Here is a 23,723-nt window from a genome sequence, read left to right as displayed (position 1 = left end):
TGACTTGGCGTAGCTTGTAAGTGTATTTCCATATACCCAAATTGAAGATTTAGGCCCTTGAACAAGCACCAACCTAGCTCTGTGATCGCTGCCGGTGCGCTGCGACCACGCGATCCGCGTCTCGACTTCTTTCGTGGCATCGCCATGTTCATCATTTTCGTGTCCCATACACCGGGTAACACGTGGACACTCTGGATTCCTGCCCGATTTGGGTTTTCCGATGCCACAGAAATATTCGTTTTCTGTTCCGGCATGGCTTCTGCAATTGCCTTTGGGAAAATCTTTGAGGACCGTGGCTGGTGGATGGGAACCGCTCGCGTTTCCTTTCGGGTCTGGCAAGTCTATTGGGCCCACGTCACACTGCTTCTGTTTCTCGCGGGGTGGCTCGCCTTTTTGCAAATCCATGGCATGGTTGAACGCGACTATGTTGGCGGTCTGAACCTCTGGCACTTGTTTGAAGATCCGATCTTCAACATTCCGGGCATCTTGACGCTCACCTACGTGCCGAACTACTTCGACATTCTGCCCATGTATCTGGTCATACTGGCCCTCATGCCGGTAATGCTCTTGGCCTACAAAACTGGTGGGCGCACGGCCGTTGCCGGTCTGGCAATCGCTTTATGGTTGGCTGCAAACTTCCGTTATCTGGACTTGCCAGCGGAACCTTGGTCTGACCGTCGATGGTTCTTCAATCCTTTCGGCTGGCAGCTTCTGTTTTTTACTGGATTTGCCTTGATGCGTGGCTGGATTCCTCGCCCGCCCGTAAAAAAGTCGCTCCTTGTTATAGCGGCCATTATCGTGCTGGCGTCTGTGCCGTTCTCGTATTTCCGCGTGTTTCAGGTTGCGCCGGTGTTCCTTGAGATGGCACGGGACATTAAGGTCCTGACCGCTAAAACCGAGTTCGGCATTTTCCGCTACCTGCACTTCCTGGCGTTGGCGTATCTGGCGTGGACCGCAGTTGGTGAAGGCGGCAAATACCTGCTTTCTTCAGGCATCTGGGGCAAGGTCGTAACTGTAATTCAGAAGGTCGGCCAGCAATCACTTGCCGTTTTCCTCGCCAGCCTCGTGATTGCGCAGACTTTGGCAATCGTTCGAAACGAAGTCCTGGGTGGAAAGACAGCCCTAACGGAACTCTTTATCAATCTAGCAGGCTTTGCAGGCCTCATTGCCGTGGCCTACACGGTGAGTTGGTACAAGAAGCACCCCTGGCGGGCGCCTGCGCACAACGCGAAGTAGCCCACACCTCACACGCCATCCAACAAGCAATACAAAGGCCCTGCTTTGCTGCCTACCGTGGCAAGACAGCAGGGTCTGTTGCTGTGAGCTCGCGAGTAGCCAAAGCGCCGTCTTCCAAGAAAAGAAACTCCTTTGGCGCCTGCCGTTCTTCCGGCAGGCGCCAAAAACCATAGTGATCGGCGACCTGCCCCAGATATGGCAATGAAGTCATCACCGTGAACGGAATAACCATCAGCGGTCCAGCGACAAGCGGCGCAAACAGCCACCACATGCTCAACGGAAATAGGCTCGCCCACCATAGCCCCAAGCACCCGAACACGAATTGCGGCCAGTATTTGCGGATCGCCATTTCCCAGCTCACACCTTTCGGCAGGCGTTCCTGACGCCGCCACCCGACCTTCGCACCCATAAACAACATGGCAATGAAGAGTGTGTGGGTGATTGCCATGATTGGCGCCAGCAAAACTGTGAAGAGGATCTCGCATATGGCACTGACAAAGATGCGGAGAGTTCCGCCAAATCCCGCACGCCGCTGGCTGCTAAGCAGCACATAAGCGAGCGACGACAGCTTCGGAGAAAACACCATGGTCATCACCGTCAAGAACAACGGGAAGCCGTAGTTGGCATCAAACTGAATTGCGCCTGGATCGGCCAGCAATGAGGCATAGACAGATACGCCAATGAAAGCCATCCACGCTACTGAGCCAACAAACATCAGAATTGCGAGCACCAACTGAATGCGGCTGATGAAATGCAGTCCCGGCGTTGCAAGCAGTTTCAGATACTGCAGATTGCCGTGGCACCAGCGCAAATCGCGCCTAACAAACTCGATGAGGTTAGGTGGGTTTTCCTCGTAGCTGCCATCTTCAACAGGCCAGACGCGGACTTCAAACCCTGCGCGGCGCATGAAAGCGGCCTCGACCTGATCGTGGCTCAGGATATGACCCGAAAGAGGCCCTTTTCCAGAGAGCTGGGGCAGCATGCAGTGCTCCCGAAAGGGCAGCAACCGCAGGATTGCGTTGTGTCCCCAGTAGGGGCCCGTATCTGCCTGCCACCAAGCTGCAGCCAAGGTGTAGGAGCGCATGCCCAAGCGCATGCCCCACTGAAACACGCGGGCAAACAGCGCCTTGCTGGGAAGTCCCACTGCTAGGGTCTGCAAGATGCCAAGTTGCGGGTTTGCTTCCATCTTCCGCACGAGAGCAACCAGCGTTTCGGCTGAGAGATAGCTGTCAGCATCCAGTGTGATGCCATAGGTATGGCTTGCACCCCACCGCGCGCAAAAGTCCGCAATGTTTCCGGACTTGTAACCCACATTGTTCTCGCGACGGCGGTAAATGACCTCGACTTCGTGTTGCCAACGCGCCCTCAGTGCGGAAAAGGCCTGTTCTTCCTCCTGAGCAATTTCGGCGTCGTTGGTATCGCTCAAAACATACAGCTGAAAGCCGTCTAGGGCCTTCAGGCTGGCCAACCCGGAGAGCATGGCGTCAAGTTTGCGCTCGACCTCACCAACGTTCTCATTGCGAATGCAGGAGAGCAGCGCTGTCGCTCGCTTGGGGAGCGGGTCCCTGTCGTTGTCCGGGTCGAGAGGGCACGTCAGTGCTGCTGCATCTCGCGAAAACAGCATGATGGCGAGCCCGATGATGGCGTGCCAAAACCCAACCACCAACCATGGAAGTGTGATCGAAAAGAAGATCAGCAACAGTACCTTAAGGAAGTTGAAGCCCCCAGGTGACAAAGCAAGCACCATAAGGCTCACCAGCCCAATCAAGCTGAGGATCACTAAAAGGCCAAAAGAAATACGACGATACGTCAACGCAGGCGAAGAACTGAGATGCACAGTCAAACTTCCTCGATTGAGAGCGGGAGAGAAAACTCCATCTGCTGTGTTAGGTCTTTATTCGACCGACGATTCCCTGTTTATTGGAGATGTCGATCTTATATGATGTTTCTATAGTTTGGCTTTCTTAGGTTTCTCTAGGGTATATTTTTGAAAAACCAATGGCACAGAAAGTGCGTTCATGGCAACGACAGCGCAAGCTCTTTGGTATACGGCACCGCAAACAATTGAGATTAGGGAGGAATTTCTCTCTAAACCAAAGGAACCTGAAGTGCGCGTCACGACACTTTTTAGTGGCATAAGCCGCGGCACAGAAGCTTTGGTGTTCTCTGGCGCTGTTCCACCCTCCGAATTTTTTAGGATGCGGGCACCCCATCAACACGGGGAATTTCCGTTCCCGGTCAAGTATGGCTACAGCACCGTGGTGCGCCGCGAAACAGACGACCGGCTCTGCTTCGCGCTTCATCCGCATCAAGATGCCTTCAACATTGACCCGAAAGATCTCGTGGAGCTGCCCACAGGGCTTGATCCGCAGCGTGCCATTTTGGCTGCGAACATGGAAACCGCGTTAAATGCCATTTGGGATGGGGGCGTTTTGCCAGCCCATCGTGTTTGCGTGGTCGGTGCCGGTACCCTCGGCTGCCTGATTGGTTACCTGTGTGCGCGCATTCCTGAAGTGGACGTAACCTTGATCGACCCTCAGCCGAATCGACGTGAGATTGCAGAACAGCTTGGGTGCACGTTTTCGCAGACGCCGCCCCCTGCGACCGAATTTGATATTGTCTTTCATTGCAGCGCGACGCCAGAGGGCCTCGACACAGCCTTTGCCCTTGCCCGCCATGAAGGGCGAGTGATTGAAGTTTCCTGGTACGGCGACCGCGAAGTTGGCATCGGCCTTGGCGGCGGGTTTCATTCCAAGCGGTTGCAGCTGATCAGTTCTCAAGTTGGCACCGTCGCCCCCTCGATGCGGCCAAGCCACACACACCGCCAACGTCTGGAGGCCGCTCTGCGCCTACTGCGCGATCCTGCTTTGGATTGCTTGTTGGCGCGCGCAATTCCTTTCAAACAAGCCGCAGAAGCGCTTCCCGAGATTTTTACAGGGAAGCAATCCGGCCTTTGCCAACCCCTTTCCTACTGAGCCCGCAGGAGACACACGCCATGTATTCAGTTGAAGTGAAGAACCGCATCATGATCGCTCACACTTTGCCGCGAGAGGTCTTTGGAAAAGCGCAAGGGCTTCACGGCGCCACCTATGGTGTTTCGGTGTCCTTTTTCGCCGAAAAGCTAGATGAAAACGGGCTCGTGGTCGACATGGGGCGCGCAATGGAAGTCCTGGATAGCGTTCTGGAGCCAATCAACTACCAAAATCTTGATGACTTGCCGCAGTTTCAAGGACTTGTCACAACAACCGAATACATGTGCGGCTACATTTTCCAGCGCGTTTGTGATGCAGTCTACTTGCACAAGCTGGCGCGCGGCCCGGAAGAGCTTGACCGTATCCGTGTCACCCTAACAGAATCTGATGTGGCAAGCGCCAGCTTCGAAGCTCCGCTAACCGCTTCCGAAGTGCATAATGAGTAAAAATCGCAGGCTAAGCTTCGTCATACCCGGCAATCTGGAGCGCCCTACCGGCGGATATCGTTATGATCGGCGTATCATCAGCGAGCTGAGACAGCTTGGCTGGACGGTGAACGTGGTGAGCCTTTCAGACGAGTTCCCGCTGTGTGGCGGCATTGCCAGACTGGATGCCCAAGCGCAATTTCGCGCCTTTCCTGATGGCGAGCTTGTTGTTTGTGACGGGTTGGCGTTCGGCGTCCTGCCAGAAGTCGCAAAAGAGCAAAAAGACCGTCTGAAACTTGTCGCACTGGTGCATCACCCTTTGTTCAAAGAGGATGGGCTGTCGGAAGATTTGTCGGCAGCTTTCTTCCAGCGCGAACGTGAGGCGCTTCAATATGTGAGCAGGATCATTACCACCAGCCCGGCAACACTGGTGCAGCTCCGCGAAGAGTTTGACCTGCCCGCTGCGCTCATGCGGTCCATTTTGCCTGGAACTGAGCGCCTCCCTGAAGTTGCGCCGACGGGCGCAGAGCAACACGGCACTGATGTGGTTCGCATACTCAGCGTTGGCTCCATCATCCCGAGAAAGGGGCAGGATGTTCTTGTCCGCGCGCTTGGACAGCTCAAAGAGCTGAATTGGCATTTGGATTTGGTCGGCGATACGCGCTGCGATCTTGCCTACGCAGCGCAAATAAAACAGATGATCGAAAGGGAGGGGCTGGAGACACGTGTGACATTGCATGGCGCCGTATCTGAAACTGCTCTTGCCCAGATATACGCGCATGCTGATGTGTTTGCACTTGCCAGTTACTACGAGGGATATGGCATGGCCTTCGCTGAAGCGTTGATGACCGGCCTGCCCATCGTCGCGAGTGGTCGCGGGGCTGTTCGAGATACAGTTCCAGAAAAAGCAGCGTTGTTTTGCAAGGAAGGTGACGTGGAAAGCTTTAGTCAAGCTCTTTCTCTTATGATAAACGACCCGTCTACGCGCAAGGTTACTGCAAAATACTCGGCGGAGGCCGGTCGCAATCTACCCTCGTGGCCAACGCAGGGCGCATTGTTCTCTAACACGCTGGAGGCGCTTTTATGACAGCCTTTGCTGCCGATTGGCTGGATTTAAGACGAGAAGCTGATCGCTCCGCACGAGACACAAAGATTGAAAAGATCTTTCTGGACTACCTTGAAGGGGTGCGAGAGGGAAGCTCACCGGTTCGACTGGTCGATATCGCAACGGGTACCGGCGCTAATCTTGCGCTACTCCACGACAAGTTGGAGGGGCCTCAGCACTGGACCCTGCTGGATCACGACCAAGATCTGCTCAATGAAATTCGCCCCCCGAACACACCAAGCGAAATTACGATCGTGCCACAGTTGGCCGATCTCAGCGCTCAGCGTTCTTTCGCGCATTTCGATGGCGCGCACGGCATTGTCACGACTGCATTTTTGGATCTGGTCAGCCGCAATTGGGTGACGCGATTTGTGAAGGCGGTCACAGATGGGCGGCAGCCCTTTTTGGCAACCCTCACCTACAACGGCGAAGTATCCTTTTCGCATCCACATCGCCACGATGGGGTAATCATGGATGCGGTGAACATGCATCAAAAGACCGACAAGGGATTTGGTCTGGCATTGGGCCCCGCAGCTGCGCAAGTGTGTGCCCAAGTTTTCCGAGATGCTGGGTATGAGGTTCACACTGCTCCCTCAAACTGGGTTTTGGGCAACAGATACAGTAGCTTGCTGCGTGACCTCATTCGTGGCTGGGCACAGGCGGCGGTGGAGATTGGCATTCCAAAGGCGCTGGCAGACGACTGGAAACAGGAACGGCTGTCTCTCAGCCAAAACTCCTCAGCCGAAGTGACCGTTGGGCATACGGATTTTGTTGCACTGCCTCGTGACTAGTGAGGCAGCTCTTGCTTTAAATCCAAATCCAGCAGCCAATCCGTCCCCAGCTGGTGCATTGCAGCCATTGGCCGATGAGCCTCTGACAGCTTATCAAGCGGGGGCAATTGAATACCCGTTGGCCCGGCACCAATGATAAGCGGTGCGACCATCACATGAAGACGGTCCAGCAATCCGCAATCGATAAACCTGGACACCGTGCACGCGCCCCCCTCAATCAGTATTCTCTTGAAGTCGGAAAGAGCTTCCGCAATGGCATGACAGCACAGGCGACCATCATCGGCCTCAGGAAGGCGGCGCACTTCCACATGCGCTGGCAAGTCCAGCGTCACGCGATCGCGGGTTAGAACAATGGTTGGTGCGGCCTCATCGTGTAAAAGGCAGGCATCTTTTGGGATGCGCCCGTTTGGGTCAATAATCACACGGCTTGCGCTTTCGCCCGGCACCCTGCGCACCGTAAGCTGCGGGTTATCCGCAACAACGGTACCCACGCCGACAACCACGGCATCGCACAGCGCCCGCAAGCAATGCAGATGATCGAGCGCTTCCTGACAGTTGATATAAAAGGAGTCGCCAGTAGCTGTGGCGATCCGGCCATCTATTGACTGACCAAGCTGGCCAACGAAAGTTTGTCTCTCAGGTGCGCACAAGGGTGAGAAAGCCTGCACATAGCCTTCGGCGTCGGGCGCGGTTCCGCGTTTCCAAGCATCAAGAACAGCTTGCCATTCAGCGCAGTTCATCAAGCCGGCGATTGTCTTGGGCACCGACGGTTCAATATTCATCGCTCGTTCCCTTGATAAACCTGAATACACAAGTCCAATGACGTTACGATACCGTAGTGGTATATGATCATGCAATTACTGTCGAGTTTCATAAACCCGGTAGATCAGTAGCCACTCAATATCAGGGGAGCCAAATGCAGCCACCACAGGTTTATTCTGTTACAGCACGGGCGTTTCATTGGATCACTGCTGCGGGTATGCTTACCATGGTGCCCGCGGGCATTGTGATGATCAACATTGGGCCGGGAAATCTGCAAAACACCTTGTTCGACTACCACCGTTCCATGGGTGTTGTGCTGTTTGTAATCACCGCGATGCGCCTGCTTTATCGATACAAGGTACCTCCGCCGCCGCTTCCCTCCTCCATAGCAATCTGGCAGCGTACCCTTGCCCATGCCACCCAGTGGTTTTTGTATATGGTGCTTCTTGTCAGTCCGCTGCTGGGCTGGGTTGCCACGTCGGCGTTCGGTGCGCCGATATCGGTGTTCAATCTGTTTATACTGCCGCCAATTGTGGCCAAGGATCAGGCTCTGGCGGAGATCTTGTTCTCATTCCACACGGCACTAGGCATCATGGTGTCCGTTGCAATCGTCCTGCACATTGCCGGCGCGCTTTACCACAAGTACGTGTTGAAAGACGGCGTATTTGAGCGCATGACCACTGGCACCGGGGCCGTTAAAAACACACCCGCATCACCCAGTTGAACGCTTCGGAAGTGCTCGCCGCTTCCTTAACTGGTGGCAAAGTGGGCTGGTTTACAAGGTAGACCGGCAGCCCGCCGTTACGCGCCGCTTCAATCTTGGCATAAGCTGCGGAGCCCCCGCTGTTTTTGGCAAGAAGGCATTGAATGCCATAGGCTTTGAGAAGCTCGGCCTCTTGCTGAACCGAACAGCGTGGATACCCCAAAACAGTCTCCCCCGCGAACGGCATTGAGCCTTGGGTTGGTGCCTCAACCATGCGCGTGAGCAGCCAAAGGTCCGGCCGCGTTTGAAGAAGCTGAAGCTCTTTCCGGCCGATGGCCGCGAAAACGCGCGCTGCCTGCGGCAGAGCTGCAACGGCCTTTTCAAGCTGGTCAAAGCACCGCCAGTCATCGCCGGGCTTCTTTTGCCAAGCAGGCCGCCTCACCCGAAGCAACGGAACCTGCGTCAGATCGGCGGCCTTCACCGCGTTGGCGCTTATCTCCCGTGCAAATGGATGCGTTGCATCAACGATGCAGGTGATCTGCTCCAGCCGTAGGAACTCTGCAAGGCCTTCCGCTCCCCCAAAGCCGCCGCGCCGAACGGGCACCGCATAAGACTTCGGTTTGCTGGTCACGCCTGCCAAGGAAGCGATCACCTCCAGACCGTCAACCCCCGCCAGTTTCTCGGCGAGCACGCGGGCATCCCGGGTGCCTGCAAGAAGGAGCAGTCTGTTTTTACCAGTCTTCATGGCGCGTCATCCCAACCGGCAAAGCCCAATCGAGTGCCGTCCCGGTCCACCACAATGACTTCCACGCTCACATGGTCACTGCGCAAAACGTGATGCACCGCCCGCTTTGCCTGACGCGCAATCACAGCGCCTAACTCAACACCATTTTGATGCGCAAAGTCGCTGACTTCCTTGACCGTGTTGGCATCCTGCGTCCGGGCCACCAGCTCCGCAGAGGCCCCAGATGCAGCCATCAGCTGCGCCAGCGCTCGAAAATCCACCTGACTGCGTGCAGAATGCAGATCAAGCGCGCCTTGGGCCAGCTTGGTCAGCTTGGCAACGCCGCCCGCAAGGCTGAGCCGTTCCACCGGATGATGGCGCAAATACTTGAGCAGCCCGCCGGCAAAGTCTCCCATGTCCAGATAAGCGCTTTCGGGCAAAGCGGGATAGATTGAACGCAGAACATTTTCTGAAGTGGCACCTGTCGCGGCTGCAACATGGGTCAGACCTTGGGCCCGAGCGACATCCACGCCACGATGGATTGAGGCAATCCACGCTGCGCAGGAAAACGGTCGCACTATACCCGTCGTACCAAGGACAGAGAGGCCACCAACAATCCCCAAGCGACCATTGAGCGTCTTTTCCGCCAAAAGCTCGCCGCCGGGAATGGAGATTTCCACCTCCACATCTGCCGAAACGCCAGCCGCAGCGGCCACCTCTTGAAGCGCCTCACTGATAATCTGCCTTGGCTTTGGATTAATCGCAGGTTCGCCCGGAGGGAGCGGCAGGCCCGGCTTGGTGATGGTGCCCACCCCTTTGCCAGCTTTAAAACTGACGCCCGCGCCAAATGAGGCTTTGCGCACACTGGCAATCACCAGTGCCCCATGGGTGACATCTGGATCATCCCCCGCATCCTTGATAATTCCGCAGGATGCTTGATCGGGTTGCAATGCTTCCTGTGCCAGAGGGAAAGCGGGCGTTTCTCCCCGCGGCAGCGTGATCACCACCGGATCCAGAAACTCATCATGGAGCAAAGCATGATAGGCCGCCTTCGCCGCTGCTGCCGCGCAGGCGCCGGTTGTCCATCCTCGCCGCAATGTCTTGGGCCCGTGCTCTGCCATCTTCCCCTTAGAAAAACAGGTGTCTGTGCGTTTATGCTAGTTGGCTAAAGGTGACGCAAGGTCTAATCTTCCACGCATGAACAGCGAGACCCCGCTCCCCCTGCCCAGCTACGAGTTTCCAGAGTTTCAGCACGGCACTGTTTGGCTCACGGGTGCTGGACCGGGTGATCCTGGCCTGTTGTCGCTTTTGGCGCTCCATGCGCTCAGGCATGCGGACGTCATCGTCTATGACGCATTGGTGGACGAGCGCATTCTCTCCTTCGCAAGACCGGGAACGATGGCGGAGTACGCTGGGAAACGCGGCGGCAAGCCCTCCCCCCAACAGCGCGACATTTCCTTGCGACTGATCGAGCTTGCCCGTGCAGGCAAACGCGTTTTGCGCCTTAAAGGCGGAGATCCATTTGTGTTTGGCCGCGGAGGTGAGGAAGCCCTAACGCTGGTAGCGGCGGGCATTCAGTTTCGGATTGTGCCTGGCATTACCGCCGGTGTTGGCGGTCTGGCCTATGCTGGCATACCGACCACCCACCGGGATGTGAACCAAGCCGTTACATTCCTGACTGGGCACGACCAGACGGGCCTCACCCCTGACGCCATTGACTGGACCTCGCTTGCAAAAAGCTCTCCGGTGATCGTGATGTACATGGCGATGAAACACTTGCAGGCTATATCTCAGAAGTTGCTAGCAGCCGGTCGACACCCGGACGAACCTGTGGCCCTGGTCAGCAATGCCACGCTGAACACACAGCAAGTTCTGGAGACGACCCTTGCTAACTGCAAGCGAGATGCCGACGCCCACGACCTCAAGCCGCCGGCATTGGTGGTGATTGGTGACGTGGTACGGCTTCGCGCTGGACTTGACTGGCTGGGTCAAGCCCATGGACGCATTCTTTGTGGAGACCCTCTGGGACTTCGCAGCACTTTTGAGGCAAGCAAGAAGGCTTAGCATCCCATGACTATCGCTCGCGGTTTTGTTGTCGCTGCCCCCTCCTCCGGCGCAGGCAAGACGACCATCACCCTGGCTCTGTTGCGCGCATTTCGTGACCGAGGCGTTTCCGTTGTTTCCGCCAAGTCTGGCCCGGACTACATCGATCCGGCATTTCACAGCGCCGCTTCCGGTGCAGAGTGCATAAATCTGGATGCGTGGGGCATGACGCCGGTGCGCATTTCTTCGCTGGTTGCTCAACACACCCATGGCAAGGAACTGCTGATCGTTGAAGCTGCGATGGGTTTGTTTGATGGCGCGGCAGACGACACAGGTTCTGCTGCTGACCTAGCCGCGCAGCTCGGCCTGCCAGTGGTGCTGGTCGTCGACTGTGCCAAGCAGGCCCAATCAGTTGCAGCGCTCGTGCATGGCTTCTGCACCTTCCGAAAGTCTCCGAAAATTGCGGGGGTCATACTTAATCGGGTTGGCTCCCCGCGCCATGCAACGCTGTTACGCCGGGCATTGCAGATCAACTCCGTGCCTGTGCTCGGTGTTGTCTACCGGGATGCGGAAATCAAACTGGAAGACCGTCACCTTGGCCTCGTTCAGGCGCAGGAACGGACTGATCTTGAAGATTTTCTCGTTGCAGCGGGCCGCGTTGCAGAGGAACAGATGGACCTTTCAGTTCTTCAACGCATTGGCCGCCCGCTTTGCATTCCAGAGCAGGAACACAAGAAGGCCAGCGTTTCAAACAAGCTTGCGCCCTTGGGGCAGCGCATTGCCGTTGCTCATGATCTCGCCTTTGCTTTCAGCTATCCGCACATGTTGCAGGACTGGCAGGATTTGGGCGCGGAAATACAGCTATTCTCACCTTTGAACAACGAGGGCCCGGCGGCGAACGCCGATGCGGTTTTCCTGCCCGGCGGTTATCCTGAACTGCATCTGGAGACACTTTCGCAAGCGGCTGAGTTCAAAGCCAAAATGACTGCTGCCAAAGACCGCAATGCCCTGATTTACGGCGAGTGCGGCGGCTACATGGTGCTGGGAGACGCTGTAACAGGTGCTGATGGCATCAGCCATCCCATGCTTGGGTTCCTGCCGCTTGAAACAAGTTTTGCTGAACGCAAGCTGCATCTTGGCTATCGCAGGCTGCACCTGCTGCCTGCTGCTGATGCGCTGATGCCATGGAAAACGCATCTGTCTGCCCACGAGTTTCACTATGCCACTATCTTGCGTGAAGGAGAGGCCGCCCCTCTGTTTTCTTCTGCCGACTCTGAGCGTCATCCACTTGGAAACATCGGGCTTGTCAGAAACCGTGTTGCGGGGTCCTTCGCGCATGTGATCAGCGAGCGCGGGGCCGACTGGTAGTCGGCAAGCCACTGGCAATAAAGCCAGCTCAGCCCTCAGCGACCTTGCGCTTTGGGCGGAGCACATGCACATGCTCGGCGTCATATAGCGCGCTGTCCCTGAAGTCCTGCGCCTTGCTTAGAGCCGGGCCGACGAAGATCAGGGCCGTGCGGGTAATCTTCTGTTTGCGGACCTGGTCCCGGATGGTGGCCAGTGTACCGCGCACGAAAGTTTCGTCTGGCCAGCCCACGCGATAGGCCACGACCACCGGGCAGTCCTCACCATAAAGCAGGGACAGTGTACGCTGAATTTCCGATATGTTCCTGATACTTAGATGGATCGCAAGGGTTGCGCCGCTTCTCCCGAGCGTCTCCAGATCCTCCCCCTCAGGCATGCCTGAGGATTTCATGGAGGTGCGCGTGACAATCACCGTCTGCGCGACCTCTGGAAGTGTGAGCTCGGTTTTCAGTGCTGCCGCTGCTGCCGCAAATGCCGGAACGCCGGGCACGACTTCATAGGGGATGTTCAACTGATCCAAACGGCGCATCTGCTCCGCCGTCGCGCCATAGATTGACGGGTCTCCGGAATGTACGCGCGCTACATCTTTTTTTTGCGCATGGGCCTCCACAATATGCGCAATGATTTCATCCAGTGTCAGTGACGCTGTGTCGATCACCAGCGCATCAGGCGGTGCTGCAGCCACAATTGCCGCTGGCACCAAAGACCCGGCATAGAGGTTTACTGGACATTGCTTGATGAGCCGCAGCCCCTTTACCGTGATGAGATCAGGATCACCGGGCCCTGCGCCGATAAAGTAAACCGTCACGCTGCATCCTCCGAGTTCGGCAGCTTGCCCGCATCAATCTTTTTTGAATAGCCCCGTGGCGTGTAGACAAAGTCTCTGGACACACCATCTCCCCCTCTGCGGGTCTGACTGCTTCCCACCAGCACCGTTGTGAGCATGTCGACGTCATCGACCTCAAGTGCTCCGAGGGTGGTCGTGATGATCTTCTCTTCCGTGCGGCCAATGTTGGCGCCCAAAACGACAGGCGTATCCGCTGGTCGATGCTTCAACAGAACATCTTTGGCATAGGCGAGCTGGGTTCGACGCCGCTTTGACACCGGATTGTAAAAACCGATTGTGAAGTCGGCGAGTGCGGCCCCTTCGATACGCTGTACGATGGTTTCCCAAGGCGTCAGCAAATCCGATAGGGAAATGGCGCAGAAATCATGGCCGAGCGGAGCACCACAGCGGTTGCTGAGCGCGACCATGGCAGATACACCGGGCGAGGACGTGACTTCAACCCGCCGCGCGGCATCACTGACACCGCCATTTTTCTCTTTACGATCAAGAAGTTCGTAGACCAGCGCTCCCATGGCGTAGATGCCGCTGTCGCCGGAGCATACCAACGCAACTGTCTTGCCCGTCGCTGCCCTTTCCAGAGCAAAACGCACCCGGTCTTCTTCTGCACCAAGCGGAAATGCGTGACGCGTTTTGCTGGTTATGAGCGATGCGACCAAGTCAAGATAGAGGCTGTAGCCCACTACTTCTTCGGCTTCTTGCAGGAACCTGCTGACTTCCGGCGTGCGCCACTCCTCGCAGCCGGGGCCAATCCCTACAACCAGCAGACGGCCTCGGGCGCGACCGAAGCTGTTTGGATCCAATGTTTCAGGGGCTTCGGCGATTGCAACTGTGGCATTGGCAGACTTGCGTTTCGCTACAACAAGGCGGCCTTCTGTTCCAACAGCGGACAGTGCGGCCCCTTCGCAAACACCCGGCACCCCCACTTCATTCCTCACCACGTCGGAGGGATTTTGCAAACGCCCTGCCTGAGCCAGCAGTTCCTCCTTCGAAAAGACACGGAACGGCTTGCCGTAGTGGGCGGCCAACTGGTTCATGGCCGGTTCGTCGGCCTTTAGGTCCAGACTGGTAAAGGCGGCAACGGCTCCGACAGCGATTTCTGCCTCTTTCAAAGTGTCATCAACCAGCTTTTTCAGTTCATCAAAGCTGCAACCGCGGGCACTTCCAAGCCCCACCACATGAGTTTTCCTATGATACACAAGGGTTTGAGGCGTCGCTAGGCACGGTGCACTGCCAACTATGATGCTGAGATCCGCATTGCTGCTGAACGCAATCGCGCTTTCCGCCAGCCAGTCAGCTTCGCCTTCAAGGCGCACCGCCTGCCCTGCGAGAAGTTTCGCCATGAAGCCCTTGGCATGTTGTGGGTTGGCCAGCTCCCATCCCGGAGGCGGTTCATCCAGTGCAACGCCCAGCGCAGTTTCACCAGCGGTGGTGATGGCGGCATGCCCGCCCGTGAGACCCGCAATTGTGCGCGCTAACCGATTGGCACCCCTGTGGCCGCCAAGAAGCGGAACAACGCTGGCACCATCTTCGGAGACGGCAAGTACGGGCGGCTCCTCGGCTTTTTGGCCCAAAACAGGCGCAAGCAAGCGGATTAAAATGCCTGAAGCACACACACCGATAATGGGAGTGCCCGCTGCGAACAGAGTACGCAGGTGCTTGCCCACATCGCTGAACTCCATGCTCGCAATCCCCTTGGTCGGGCTGCATTTTTCAGCAAGGATATGGAGCTGTGCTCCGGTCAAACTCGCCTGAATTTTTTGGGCGCATTTGAGACCGATCGGATTGATCAGGACGATTGCCGGGGAAGCATCCACGCCTCTTCTCCCTTATAAACCAACACCATAGAGAAATAGGGTGCATTGTCTTCGGCCTGTTCTGTCAACGGCATCACCTTTTGCTCAGCAAGGCTGGCACGTTCTACATAACCGGCATGATCGACCAGATTGTTCTTTTCCAGCAACGCTTTAATTCTGCTCAGATGACGTCCTACCTTCATGATGGCGAGCGAACTGCTGTTCAGCAGGTGTTGTTCCAACTCTTCATCCGAAAGCGTTGCGGGCAAGACCGTGAGGGTGTCGTTGCGGGCAGACAGCGGGCGTCCCAAAGCGGCTGCGCATGCGGTGACCGAGGAAACGCCCGGCACCACAACAACCTGAAACTCAGCGCTAAGGCGTTCATACAAATACATGAAGGAGCCAAACAGGAATGGGTCTCCCTCACACAAAACCACCACATCACTGCCCCCGCGAAGCACCTCGCTGATTTGCGCGGAGGCCCTGTCATAGACCTCCCTAGCTGGAACGCGATCTGCACGCATGGGCATTTCAATCGGTATTTCCATTGCGTTTTCAGCAATGTAGGCTTCAGCGATTGCGCGTGCGAAGCTGGGCGCGCCCTCCGCTTTCGGGTAGGCGATGACGCGGGCCTGCGTGATAAGGTGATGGGCTTTCAGGGTGACGAGCTCCGGGTCACCGGGCCCGAGGCCGACGCCATAAAGGGTTCCGCTCATGCCTTCACCATGCTCCATTGTGTAACTTGCATCATTGGCTTCCAGCCTGAGAAAGCACCAACCGGCGCTATTCTTGAAACTGCCATTCGGGTCAGGTCACCGCCGTACTTCTGCCAAGACGCCATGAGCACGGCCTCCCCTTCCAGGGTTACAGCATTGGCAACCAAACGCCCGCCAGACTTCAGCCTTTCATGGCAGGTTTGCACCATGCCAGGAGCTGTGAGGCCACCGCCAATAAAGATTGCGTCTGGGTCGGGAAGGTCGGAAAGTCCTTCTGGCGCAGTAACTTGACGGAGATCGAGCTGAGGAACGCCCAAGCTGGCGGCGTTTGCCATCATCATGACGGCACGTTGGTCATTCGGCTCGATGGCGATGGCCTTTGCATTGTGTGCTGCACGCAACCACTCAATGGCGACAGAGCCGCAGCCCGCACCCACATCCCACAGCAATTGTCCCGGAATTACACATAGTTTTGAAAGGGTTACGGATCGGACTTCCCGCTTTGTCAGTTTGCCATCATGACGGAACGCCTCATCTGGAAGACCCGGTGTGCGCGGTCGTAGCGGTGTGTTGGCAATCGGCAAGACTTCAATGGCAACTGTGTTCAGATCCGCAACCTGCATGTTGAACTGTTCCGCCTCTCCTCCGATCACCCGCTCTCCGGAAGATCCCAAATTTTCCAGCACTATCAATCTGCTAGCGCCATACCCTTCATCAGCAAGAATGTCGGCGATCTTGTTCGGTGTGGTGCCGTCGCTGGTCAGGGCCAAGATTTTTGCGCCCGGATAAAGGAACAGTCGAAGGGTATCCAGGGGGCGGCCGTGCAAGCTGATGGTTTCCACCTTCTGCAGGGGCCAGCCCATACGGGCCGCGGCAAGTGTGAAAGCAGAAAGACCGGGCAGGAGGATAACTTCTTCGCGCGCAAACCGAGGCAGCAGCGTGGACCCCGCGCCAAACCACATGGGGTCACCCGAGGCCAGCACCACAACCGAACGGCCTCGCAAGGCCTCAAGCTCTTCAAAACTCTTGGAAAATGGTGAAGGCCAAACTCGCCGCTCCCCCATGCCCGAGGGGGTCAGCACGTGATGGCGCTCTCCGCCGTAAATAACATCGGCCTGGCGCAATGCAGCCTTTGCGAGAGGGGATAACCCGTCCTCGCCGTCTTCACCAATGCCGATAATGGTGAGCCAAGGGGCGCTGAGTGCTTCAGCCATCTTCTTCCTCGCGCAGGCCTGCAGCCAAGCCATTTACAGCTGCGGCTGCCAAGGCCGAGCCCCCTTTTCGGCCTTTGAGTGTTAAAAACGGAAGTCCCATTTCCTGCTCAATCAAGGCCTGTTTGGACTCACTTGCCCCCACGAAGCCAACGGGAAACCCGAGGATTACTGCGGGTTTCGGCCATCCCTCCTCCAACAAATCCAACAAATGGAACAAGGCGGTCGGCGCATTGCCAATGGCGACGACGGCTCCTTCTAGATGGTCTTTCCAAAGCTCGACTGCGGCAGCTGATCGGGTGTTGCAGATCCGCTCGGCAAGCTCTGGCACACGCGGATCGGACAGGGTGCACAACACCTTGTTTTCTTTAGGTAAATGACGACGGATAACGCCGTGAGCCACCATCTCCACATCCGTGAGAATTGGCGCACCTGCCGCCAGCGCGGCAGCAGCACGCTGCGCCACATCCGGTGAGGCCTCCAGATCCTTCACAATCTCCGGCATGCCACAGGCATGAACCAACCGGATAGCCGTTTTGTGGAGGCTTTCCGGGAGGTGATCCAGTTGCGTTTCCCGACGCACGATTTTGAAAGAATCCCGGTATATTTGCGTTGGATCGCTCACATAGGTGCGCTTGCCAGACCCGGCCATGCTACCGCGGGCCCTTCAACATGGATTTCGGCCCCAATGGGTGGTCCCGATGGGGATAAGGGTGGTGGTGATGCCCGTGATCGTGGCTGTGATCATGGCCGTGGTGGTGATCGTGATCGTGTGCATGGTGATGATGATGACCGTGCCCGTGAGCATGATCGTGACCATGGCCATGGCCTAGCTTGTCGGCCCCCTTCCTGTCACAGGCACCTGTGCAGATCTCATCACAGAGCTTGCACTCAGCTTCTTCCCCAAGACCTTCCACGTGGTGGTGGTGGCTTTCCTGAGGCAGGCCGATTTCCGCCTCGAAACCCAGCACCTGCTCGCGATACTTGCAGAGCTGGCAGTTCATGGTGTTCTTGCCTTCAAGAATCTCCATGACCCGCTCCTGCATGGTGTCGATGACCAGCGGATGATCGTTCAGGTATCCGGCCTTTAGAAACTCGATCTCCGGATAGCGGGCGGCAACTTCATCTGTGTAGTTGTAGATGCGCTGCACCAAAACGCCGTTGAAAAGGAAATACGGGAACACGACGATGCGCTTGTAGCCAAGCTTGACGGCATGCTCCAAAGCAGGCTCCACCAGCGGGAACGTAACGCCAGAATAAGCTGTTTCCGCCCAACCAAAGCCCATGCCCTCCCATAACAGACGGGTGATCTTTGCGACATTGGAGTTGGCATCCGGGTCAGAAGCTCCACGGCCAACGACGACCAAAAGGGTTTCTTCGCGCGGAACTTCGGTTTCTGCGGTTTCCAGCGCCTCGGTAACACGCGCCCCTGCGGCACGGACCATGCGGGTGTCCACGGCGAGTTCACGGCCATATTCGATCGTGATTTCAGGGTGTTGCGCCTGATAGGTATTCAAGACGGAGGGAATGTCGTTCTTGGCATGACCAGCAGCAAACAACATGCCGGGCACAGCCAGAATGCGCGTGGCGCCTGCCTGACGCAGATTGTCCAGCCCGCTGTGAATGACCGGGTTGGCAAACTCCAGATAGCCATAGTCAACAGGCCAATCAGTGAAGCGTGTGCGCAACCCCTCGGCCAGCTGAGCAAACTCGCCCACAGCGGCGCGATTGCGACTGCCATGACCGCAGATCATCACACCAATTTTCGCGTCGGTCTTGGCCATCATGCCTTCTCCGCCACATCTGCGTCGGCGGCTTCAGCGTCTTGAGGCTGTTGCTGTTCCTCGGTTTTCTTCTTCTTGGTCTTCATTGCAATGGCCGCCACAAGACCGGCCAGAACAAGGGCACCAACGCCAACCCAATGACTGTGGCCCGCAAGTTCCCCCAGATGTCCGGGGTGAGCAAGGGCTGAGGAAGCAGAAAAGCATGAGGCCAGAATGGCACCACAAAGAAATCTCATAGTTTCTCCCCGAATTGGCAAGGCTGGATAGGTGCCCGCTGATCCAATGGAGACGCCAGAGTGATTGTTCGAAAAAGATCTGGGAACGCACGCCAAGGCCAGCGCACGCAGCTCAGACAGCTCTGACGTTGGCCCCCGAGGTGGGTCGGCCGCAATCAGATTCTCTTTCAGTCCATCACGGGACGCCGTCCTTTAAAGGTTACGCTAGTGGAGATTGGTTAAGCAGGCAAGGAACAATTCTTGCCATATCCGGGGAGGATACTGCCCCCCGGTTTTCTTTAAGCAGCTTACAAGAATGCTGCTATAGTCATGACAATTCAAAGCATTGCGCAGCGCTGCTGCACCAATCTGCTGGGAGGTAATTTATGACAAAGGAATTGATCCTTACCATTATCGCTGATGATCGCCCCGGCCTGGTGGGCCTGCTATCCGGCAAAATCGCAAATCATGGAGCAAGCTGGATCGACAGCTCCCTGTCGCGGCTGGGAGGACACTTTGCCGGCATCCTGCGCGTTGCGGTGGCTGGCGACAAAGAAAAGGCGCTGATCGACGATATTGCGTCACTCGCCGACCAAGGGCTCACGATCACATTTCACGATGCGACGGCAGGAACCAAACCTGACGGAACACATGCGGTGGTCTCGCTGATCGGGCAGGAACAGCCCGGCATGGTGAGCCGGGTTTCGGCGGTGTTTGCGGAACTTGGCGTGAACATTGAGACGCTGGAATCCATTGTGGAGCCCGGCTCCATGAGTGGAGAGCTGATGTTCAAGGCTACGGCTGAGGTGATCCTGCCGCCCCACGTCGATGCGGGACAGCTTTCCTCTGCGCTGGAGAACATTGCCGGTGATCTCATGATCGAGATTTCACTGGAACCAACAGCCTGAGCCGAATTCAGGCTTTGGCGCACAAAATTTGTCGTGACTGAACCTGTTTCTGCAGCAAATTGAGGCGGTTGTCTCTGGTGCTTGAATGTGCCCGTGGGCTACTGTATTGCCCACTAAGCACAATAAAACAAAGGACATCTCATGACCGGCTCCCCCAGCACGGTGCGCGCCTTGCGCGGCCATGTCTTGCAGTTCAGCGGCGATCCCTTTACCGAGGCCCCCGAGGCCGCGATTACCGACTGGTCTGACGGCCTTGTGGTGATTGTTGACGGCATTATTCATAGTGTTGGCCAAGCCGAAGACATGATCTCTGCCCTGCCAGAAGGAGCAGTTATCGAAGACTATCGCGGCAAGTTCATCCTGCCCGGCTTCATCGACTGCCATGCCCACTATCCGCAGTCTGAGGTCATTTCTTCCTACGGCACACAGCTTATCGAGTGGCTGAACAAATACACCTTCCCGGCTGAATCCAAGTTTCACGACAAGGACTATGCCCTGAACGCCGCAGAGGTCTACCTCAACGAGAGCTTCAGAAACGGCATCACCAGTGCATCGGTTTACTGCACGGTGCATCCTGAATCTGCCGAAGCGCTGTTTGAACGCGCGTCCGCCTATGACATGCGGATTGTGGCAGGCAAGGTGCTGATGGACCGACACGCCCCTGATACGCTGCGGGACACGGCACAAAAGGGCTACGACGATTCCAAAAAACTGATCGAGACCTGGCATGGCAAGGGCCGCGCCCTCTACTCGATCACGCCGCGGTTTGCACCGACCTCTACCCCCGAGCAGCTGGAAGCGGCGGGCGTACTTTGGAAAGAGCATCCGGGCACACTGGTGCAGACCCACACTTCAGAAAACCTGAAGGAAATTGCGTGGGTGAAGGAACTCTACCCAGAACATCCTGACTATGTTGGGGTTTATGAGCACTACGGCCTGCTGGGCAAAGGCAGCGTGCTGGGGCACGGCATTCATTTGAATGACCGGGAGCGCGCGATCATCAGCGAGACCGGCACGGCAGTGGCCCATTGCCCAACCTCCAACACATTCATTGGCTCAGGGCTCTTTGATGTTGAAGAAGCCCACTTTGGCAAGCTGCCATTCCGTGTTGGCCTTGCAACGGATGTTGGCGGCGGGTCCAGCTTCTCCATGCTGTCCACCATGCGCACGGCCTATGAGATTGCCCAGTTGCGCGGCTACTCCCTGCACCCGGCTCAGGCCTACTATCTGGCAACGGTGGGTTCAGCCAAAACGCTCTATCTGGAAGACAAGATCGGCAACATTTTGCCGGGCCTTGAGGCGGACATTACCATCGTGGATCCGCAGTCCACCCCGCTCATCCAGCATCGCATGAGCTATGCCAACGACCTGACGGAAGCGCTGTTCATCCAGATGATTCTGGGCGATGACCGCGCGATTGAAGCAACCTACGTGGGTGGCAAAAAAGTCTACCAAAAACCGTCATGACGGTTTTTGGATGCTGACGCAGGTTGCTGCGCAGCGAAATAATCCGATTTGCGCATAAAAAAGCGTCGGGGGTGATGCAATCCCCGACGCTTTTTTCTCGTTCCAGCGCTTACTTGCCGAGCACAATGCCTTCACGGCGCGGGTCAGCGCCACCCTGCAATCCGTCCTCGGTCAAAACGATGGCATGAAGACCAGAGTTCAGATCACGCAGATTGACCTTGAAGCCGAGCGCCTCCAGCTGCGGCGCCAGTTCTTCTGCAGCGGTGCCTTGCTCAAAGTCATAGGTGCCAAAGCGGTTCAGCGCATGGGGCATCTCTATGGCCTGTTGCACGTTCAAGCCCCAGTCCACATGGGCGATGATGGTCTTGGCCACATAGCCGATGATGCGGCTGCCGCCTGGCGAACCGATGACCATGTACGGCTCCCCATCGTGCATCACGATGGTCGGCGACATGGAGGAGCGTGGCCGCTTGCCCGGCTCAACCCGGTTTGCAATCGGGAAACCATCCTGATGAGTGCGGAAGGAGAAATCCGTCAGCTGGTTGTTGAGGATGAACCCACCGGCCATAAGCCGGGAACCAAACCCGTTCTCGACAGAAGATGTCATGGAAACAGCGTTGCCTTCGCCATCCACAATGGAAAAGTGGGTGGTGGAAGGAAGTTCAATGCTTTCGTCATCTGCCAGAAGCAGGGCATGATCCCAACTTGGCGTGCCCGGCATCACCTCGTTGTCTGGCAGAGCGCTGTCACGATCCAGCAGTTCTGCCCGCTGAGCAAGATAGGCCGGATCCACCAATCCCTTTGACGGGACAGGCACAAAATCGCTGTCGGCCATGTAGCGACCACGGTCGGCGAACGCGAGACGAGACGCATCGCCGATGATGCGCCACGCCTCTGGATCAGACGGATCAAGCTTGGAAAAGTCGAAGGTGTTGACCATTCCAAGGATCTGGCCAACCGTGAGCGCGCCAGAAGACGGTGGCCCCATGCCGCACACTTCATAGGCCCGATATTCCGCGCAGACCGGGGCACGCTCCTTGACCTGATAGGTTGCCAAGTCTTCCAGCGAAAGCAGACCCGGATTGCCTTCCGCGTTCTGGACAGTCTCAACGATGGCTGCGGCAATTGGGCCGGAATAGAACGCGTCCGCCCCGCCTTCAGCTATTGCGGTGAGCGTTTGCGCATATTCCGGGTTCTTCAACAATGTGCCCACCTCAAGCGGCGCGCCACCGGGTAGAAAGTAATCTCGGGTTGCCTCAAAGCGGCTCAAGCGCTCCTGATCGCGGGTGATCAATGCGTTGAGACGCGCAGAAACCTCAAAGCCTTCGGTGGCAAGCTTGATGGCTGGCGCAACAAGATCGGCCCAAGGCAGCTTGCCGTATTGCTGGTGGCTGTCAAAAAGAAGGCGCACTGTGCCCGGCGTGCCAACCGAACGCCCACCTACCACGGCATCATAAAAACGAAGTGGTTCCCCCTCCTCCGTTTGGAAGAGCTGCGGGGTCGCGGCACGCGGCGCGGTTTCGCGGCCATCAAAAGTGGTCAGGCGTTTGTTTTCACCATCAAAATAGACCAGAAAACCGCCGCCGCCGATGCCGGAAGACTGAGGCTCGACCAAGCCCAGAACCAACTGGACAGCGACCATGGCGTCAATGGCATTGCCACCGGCGGCGAGCACATCATAGCCCGCCTGAACCGCATAAGGATTGGCAGCTGCGACCATGAACTCATCTGCCCGAACCAAGGGCTTTTCAGTGGTGCCACTGGCGGCTTCCGGCGCAACAGCATCTGCTGCTTGCTGCGCATTGAGGCCAGATGTGGCCGTAAAACCAAGCGCCGTCGCAACGGACAAAGCTAGAATGAGTTTCTTCAAAATATTCTCCCCCTCTTGAACTTTTGGTATCAACTTAAAGCAAAATCGAGTGCGGCTTGCGCGTGAAGCACCGTGGTGTCGAACGCGCGAAGATTGAGGTGGTGCTGCGACAGCAGAAGACCAACCTCCGTACAGCCAAAAATGACAGAATCTGCGCCCTGTTGTTCGGCTTCTGCGACCACACCAAGATAAGCCTGACGCGAGGCGTCAGAGACAATGCCCCGGCACAGCTCCTCGTAGATGATGGTGTGGACCAAATCTCGCCCAGCTTGGTCGGGCACCATGGGCTGCAGATCGAAGTGGGTTTCCAAACGCCCACGATAGAACGCCTGCTCCATGGTGTAGCGGGTGGCCAACAGCAAAGGGCGCTTGCAGCCCGCCTCAGACAAGGCCGCTCCGGTTGCCTCTGCAATATGGATCAAGGGAATTGAGAGGGCGGCCTGAACATCATCGGCCATCTTGTGCATAGTGTTGGTGCAAATGACGAGGCCTTCTGCCCCGCCGTCTTCCAGCCGCTTGGCGGCATCCACCATCATTGCGGTGGCCGCGGCCCAATCACCTGAGGCCTGATGGGCCTCGATTTCGGCAAAGTCGAAGGACCAGAGCAGCAGACGGGCGGAGTGAAGGCCGCCGAGGCGCTCTCGTGTCATTCGGTTGAGCAGTTGGTAGTAGGTGACAGTGCTTTCCCAGCTCATGCCACCCAGAAGACCAAGCGTTTTCATGGGGATGCCTGTGACGTGATTTCCTGAACAGAACGGAGATCATGTCACAGGACAGGGCCGCAGA

General features: G+C 56.9%; 23 protein-coding genes. 10 read left to right on the top strand and 13 right to left on the bottom strand.

Features of this window, described 5'->3' with window-relative positions:
• Positions 1-57 precede the first annotated feature (57 nt).
• A complete protein-coding gene (locus Q3Y58_RS01590) occupies positions 58-1,236 on the top strand; it encodes an OpgC family protein (RefSeq protein ID WP_319620719.1) in 1,179 nt (392 codons plus the stop codon).
• Between the two features lie 52 nt (positions 1,237-1,288).
• Here the strand turns inward: Q3Y58_RS01590 and mdoH are convergent, their stop codons facing one another.
• Positions 1,289-3,073, bottom strand: a complete 1,785-nt coding sequence (gene mdoH, locus Q3Y58_RS01585; protein WP_274218041.1) for a glucans biosynthesis glucosyltransferase MdoH — start codon at positions 3,071-3,073, stop codon at positions 1,289-1,291.
• Between the two features lie 361 nt (positions 3,074-3,434).
• Here mdoH and Q3Y58_RS01580 point away from each other — a divergent pair, with 361 nt between their 5' ends.
• From Q3Y58_RS01580 to Q3Y58_RS01565, 4 genes are read left to right on the top strand one after another with little or no spacing between them, the layout of a single operon-like run.
• Positions 3,435-4,211 carry a zinc-dependent alcohol dehydrogenase gene (locus Q3Y58_RS01580; RefSeq protein ID WP_319620718.1) on the top strand — a complete coding sequence of 259 codons (777 nt, stop codon included), beginning with the start codon at positions 3,435-3,437 and terminating at the stop codon, positions 4,209-4,211.
• A 20-nt stretch (positions 4,212-4,231) separates the two neighbouring features.
• Positions 4,232-4,654 (top strand): 6-pyruvoyl trahydropterin synthase family protein, encoded by a 423-nt coding sequence (locus Q3Y58_RS01575; protein ID WP_319620717.1) that lies wholly within the window; start codon positions 4,232-4,234, stop codon positions 4,652-4,654.
• The gene (locus tag Q3Y58_RS01570; protein WP_319620716.1) at positions 4,647-5,720 is read left to right on the top strand and encodes a glycosyltransferase family 4 protein; all 1,074 of its coding nucleotides are present in this window, start codon (positions 4,647-4,649) and stop codon (positions 5,718-5,720) included. The genes Q3Y58_RS01575 and Q3Y58_RS01570 overlap by 8 nt, the downstream gene beginning before the upstream one ends.
• Positions 5,717-6,529 (top strand): glycosyl transferase family 1, encoded by an 813-nt coding sequence (locus Q3Y58_RS01565; RefSeq protein WP_319620715.1) that lies wholly within the window; start codon positions 5,717-5,719, stop codon positions 6,527-6,529. The genes Q3Y58_RS01570 and Q3Y58_RS01565 overlap by 4 nt, the downstream gene beginning before the upstream one ends.
• Here Q3Y58_RS01565 and Q3Y58_RS01560 read toward each other — a convergent pair.
• Complete coding sequence (locus Q3Y58_RS01560) at positions 6,526-7,311, bottom strand: RibD family protein (RefSeq protein WP_319620714.1); 786 nt, start codon at positions 7,309-7,311, stop codon at positions 6,526-6,528. The genes Q3Y58_RS01565 and Q3Y58_RS01560 overlap by 4 nt on opposite strands.
• Positions 7,312-7,445: 134 nt before the next feature.
• Here Q3Y58_RS01560 and Q3Y58_RS01555 point away from each other — a divergent pair, with 134 nt between their 5' ends.
• Positions 7,446-8,015: a cytochrome b gene (locus Q3Y58_RS01555; protein WP_274218035.1), complete on the top strand. Its 570-nt coding sequence runs from the start codon at positions 7,446-7,448 to the stop codon at positions 8,013-8,015.
• On the opposite strand, the gene Q3Y58_RS01550 is transcribed toward Q3Y58_RS01555, so the two are convergent.
• Complete coding sequence (locus Q3Y58_RS01550; RefSeq protein WP_319620712.1) at positions 7,987-8,739, bottom strand: cobalt-precorrin-6A reductase; 753 nt, start codon at positions 8,737-8,739, stop codon at positions 7,987-7,989. The two genes, Q3Y58_RS01555 and Q3Y58_RS01550, sit on opposite strands and share 29 nt — an antisense overlap.
• Positions 8,736-9,839, bottom strand: a complete 1,104-nt coding sequence (locus tag Q3Y58_RS01545) for a cobalt-precorrin-5B (C(1))-methyltransferase (protein ID WP_319620710.1) — start codon at positions 9,837-9,839, stop codon at positions 8,736-8,738. Before Q3Y58_RS01545 ends, Q3Y58_RS01550 begins: the two co-directional genes overlap by 4 nt.
• A gap of 76 nt (positions 9,840-9,915) precedes the next feature.
• On the opposite strand from Q3Y58_RS01545, the gene cobA reads away from it, so the two are divergent.
• Together cobA and Q3Y58_RS01535 are read left to right on the top strand one after the other, a co-directional pair.
• Complete coding sequence (gene cobA, locus Q3Y58_RS01540; RefSeq protein WP_319620708.1) at positions 9,916-10,782, top strand: uroporphyrinogen-III C-methyltransferase; 867 nt, start codon at positions 9,916-9,918, stop codon at positions 10,780-10,782.
• 6 nt (positions 10,783-10,788) lie between these two features.
• Positions 10,789-12,129 carry a cobyrinate a,c-diamide synthase gene (locus Q3Y58_RS01535; RefSeq protein WP_319620707.1) on the top strand — a complete coding sequence of 447 codons (1,341 nt, stop codon included), beginning with the start codon at positions 10,789-10,791 and terminating at the stop codon, positions 12,127-12,129.
• A 28-nt stretch (positions 12,130-12,157) separates the two neighbouring features.
• Here the strand turns inward: Q3Y58_RS01535 and cobM are convergent, their stop codons facing one another.
• Genes cobM through Q3Y58_RS01500 form a run of 7 tightly spaced genes read right to left on the bottom strand, consistent with a single transcriptional unit; the run spans position 12,158 to position 18,713 of the window.
• Entirely contained in the window at positions 12,158-12,934 is a 777-nt protein-coding gene (gene cobM, locus Q3Y58_RS01530) for a precorrin-4 C(11)-methyltransferase (RefSeq protein ID WP_319620706.1), read from the bottom strand.
• A complete protein-coding gene (gene cobJ / locus Q3Y58_RS01525; protein ID WP_319620705.1) occupies positions 12,931-14,787 on the bottom strand; it encodes a precorrin-3B C(17)-methyltransferase in 1,857 nt (618 codons plus the stop codon). The genes cobM and cobJ overlap by 4 nt, the downstream gene beginning before the upstream one ends.
• Positions 14,760-15,482, bottom strand: coding sequence for a precorrin-2 C(20)-methyltransferase (gene cobI, locus Q3Y58_RS01520; RefSeq protein WP_319620704.1), 723 nt, complete (start codon positions 15,480-15,482; stop codon positions 14,760-14,762). Before cobI ends, cobJ begins: the two co-directional genes overlap by 28 nt.
• Positions 15,479-16,696, bottom strand: coding sequence for a precorrin-6y C5,15-methyltransferase (decarboxylating) subunit CbiE (cbiE, locus tag Q3Y58_RS01515; RefSeq protein ID WP_319620703.1), 1,218 nt, complete (start codon positions 16,694-16,696; stop codon positions 15,479-15,481). The genes cobI and cbiE overlap by 4 nt, the downstream gene beginning before the upstream one ends.
• Positions 16,689-17,345, bottom strand: coding sequence for a precorrin-8X methylmutase (locus Q3Y58_RS01510; protein ID WP_319620702.1), 657 nt, complete (start codon positions 17,343-17,345; stop codon positions 16,689-16,691). The genes cbiE and Q3Y58_RS01510 overlap by 8 nt, the downstream gene beginning before the upstream one ends.
• A gap of 1 nt (position 17,346) precedes the next feature.
• On the bottom strand, positions 17,347-18,480 hold the full coding sequence (locus Q3Y58_RS01505) for a sirohydrochlorin chelatase (protein ID WP_319620700.1): 1,134 nt from the start codon (positions 18,478-18,480) through the stop codon (positions 17,347-17,349).
• A complete protein-coding gene (locus tag Q3Y58_RS01500; protein WP_274218024.1) occupies positions 18,477-18,713 on the bottom strand; it encodes a DUF6732 family protein in 237 nt (78 codons plus the stop codon). Before Q3Y58_RS01500 ends, Q3Y58_RS01505 begins: the two co-directional genes overlap by 4 nt.
• 365 nt (positions 18,714-19,078) lie before the next feature.
• On the opposite strand from Q3Y58_RS01500, the gene Q3Y58_RS01495 reads away from it, so the two are divergent.
• Both Q3Y58_RS01495 and guaD read left to right on the top strand, forming a co-directional pair.
• The gene (locus tag Q3Y58_RS01495; RefSeq protein ID WP_274218023.1) at positions 19,079-19,600 is read left to right on the top strand and encodes a glycine cleavage system transcriptional repressor; all 522 of its coding nucleotides are present in this window, start codon (positions 19,079-19,081) and stop codon (positions 19,598-19,600) included.
• 141 nt (positions 19,601-19,741) lie between these two features.
• Positions 19,742-21,067: a guanine deaminase gene (guaD, locus tag Q3Y58_RS01490; protein ID WP_319620699.1), complete on the top strand. Its 1,326-nt coding sequence runs from the start codon at positions 19,742-19,744 to the stop codon at positions 21,065-21,067.
• Between the two features lie 109 nt (positions 21,068-21,176).
• Here the strand turns inward: guaD and ggt are convergent, their stop codons facing one another.
• Positions 21,177-22,937 (bottom strand): gamma-glutamyltransferase, encoded by a 1,761-nt coding sequence (gene ggt / locus Q3Y58_RS01485; protein WP_413697769.1) that lies wholly within the window; start codon positions 22,935-22,937, stop codon positions 21,177-21,179.
• Positions 22,938-22,966: 29 nt separating this feature from the next.
• Positions 22,967-23,659 (bottom strand): aspartate/glutamate racemase family protein, encoded by a 693-nt coding sequence (locus Q3Y58_RS01480; protein WP_274218020.1) that lies wholly within the window; start codon positions 23,657-23,659, stop codon positions 22,967-22,969.
• Positions 23,660-23,723 lie beyond the last annotated feature (64 nt).

The organism is Nesiotobacter zosterae (assembly GCF_033843645.1).
GTDB classification, from domain to species: domain Bacteria; phylum Pseudomonadota; class Alphaproteobacteria; order Rhizobiales; family Stappiaceae; genus Pseudovibrio; species Pseudovibrio zosterae.
Note: the sequence above shows the minus strand (reverse complement) of the source record. Positions and strands in the feature narration are given on the sequence as shown.

Bases quoted from the DNA above. Each gene is read 5' to 3' on its own strand.
- Q3Y58_RS01480 (WP_274218020.1), bottom strand. From the start codon at position 23,659: ATGAAAACGCTTGGTCTTCTGGGTGGCATGAGCTGGGAAAGCACTGTC.
- Q3Y58_RS01560 (WP_319620714.1), bottom strand. From the start codon at position 7,311: ATGAATATTGAACCGTCGGTGCCCAAGACAATCGCCGGCTTGATGAAC.
- Q3Y58_RS01495 (WP_274218023.1), top strand. From the start codon at position 19,079: ATGACAAAGGAATTGATCCTTACCATTATCGCTGATGATCGCCCCGGC.
- Q3Y58_RS01535 (WP_319620707.1), top strand. From the start codon at position 10,789: ATGACTATCGCTCGCGGTTTTGTTGTCGCTGCCCCCTCCTCCGGCGCA.
- Q3Y58_RS01570 (WP_319620716.1), top strand. From the start codon at position 4,647: ATGAGTAAAAATCGCAGGCTAAGCTTCGTCATACCCGGCAATCTGGAG.
- Q3Y58_RS01545 (WP_319620710.1), bottom strand. From the start codon at position 9,839: ATGGCAGAGCACGGGCCCAAGACATTGCGGCGAGGATGGACAACCGGC.
- Q3Y58_RS01580 (WP_319620718.1), top strand. From the start codon at position 3,435: ATGCGGGCACCCCATCAACACGGGGAATTTCCGTTCCCGGTCAAGTAT.
- Q3Y58_RS01565 (WP_319620715.1), top strand. From the start codon at position 5,717: ATGACAGCCTTTGCTGCCGATTGGCTGGATTTAAGACGAGAAGCTGAT.
- guaD (WP_319620699.1), top strand. From the start codon at position 19,742: ATGACCGGCTCCCCCAGCACGGTGCGCGCCTTGCGCGGCCATGTCTTG.
- Q3Y58_RS01575 (WP_319620717.1), top strand. From the start codon at position 4,232: ATGTATTCAGTTGAAGTGAAGAACCGCATCATGATCGCTCACACTTTG.
- cobI (WP_319620704.1), bottom strand. From the start codon at position 15,482: ATGAGCGGAACCCTTTATGGCGTCGGCCTCGGGCCCGGTGACCCGGAG.
- Q3Y58_RS01550 (WP_319620712.1), bottom strand. From the start codon at position 8,739: ATGAAGACTGGTAAAAACAGACTGCTCCTTCTTGCAGGCACCCGGGAT.
- Q3Y58_RS01505 (WP_319620700.1), bottom strand. From the start codon at position 18,480: ATGATGGCCAAGACCGACGCGAAAATTGGTGTGATGATCTGCGGTCAT.
- cbiE (WP_319620703.1), bottom strand. From the start codon at position 16,696: ATGGCTGAAGCACTCAGCGCCCCTTGGCTCACCATTATCGGCATTGGT.
- Q3Y58_RS01500 (WP_274218024.1), bottom strand. From the start codon at position 18,713: ATGAGATTTCTTTGTGGTGCCATTCTGGCCTCATGCTTTTCTGCTTCC.
- cobA (WP_319620708.1), top strand. From the start codon at position 9,916: ATGAACAGCGAGACCCCGCTCCCCCTGCCCAGCTACGAGTTTCCAGAG.
- Q3Y58_RS01555 (WP_274218035.1), top strand. From the start codon at position 7,446: ATGCAGCCACCACAGGTTTATTCTGTTACAGCACGGGCGTTTCATTGG.
- Q3Y58_RS01510 (WP_319620702.1), bottom strand. From the start codon at position 17,345: ATGGCCGGGTCTGGCAAGCGCACCTATGTGAGCGATCCAACGCAAATA.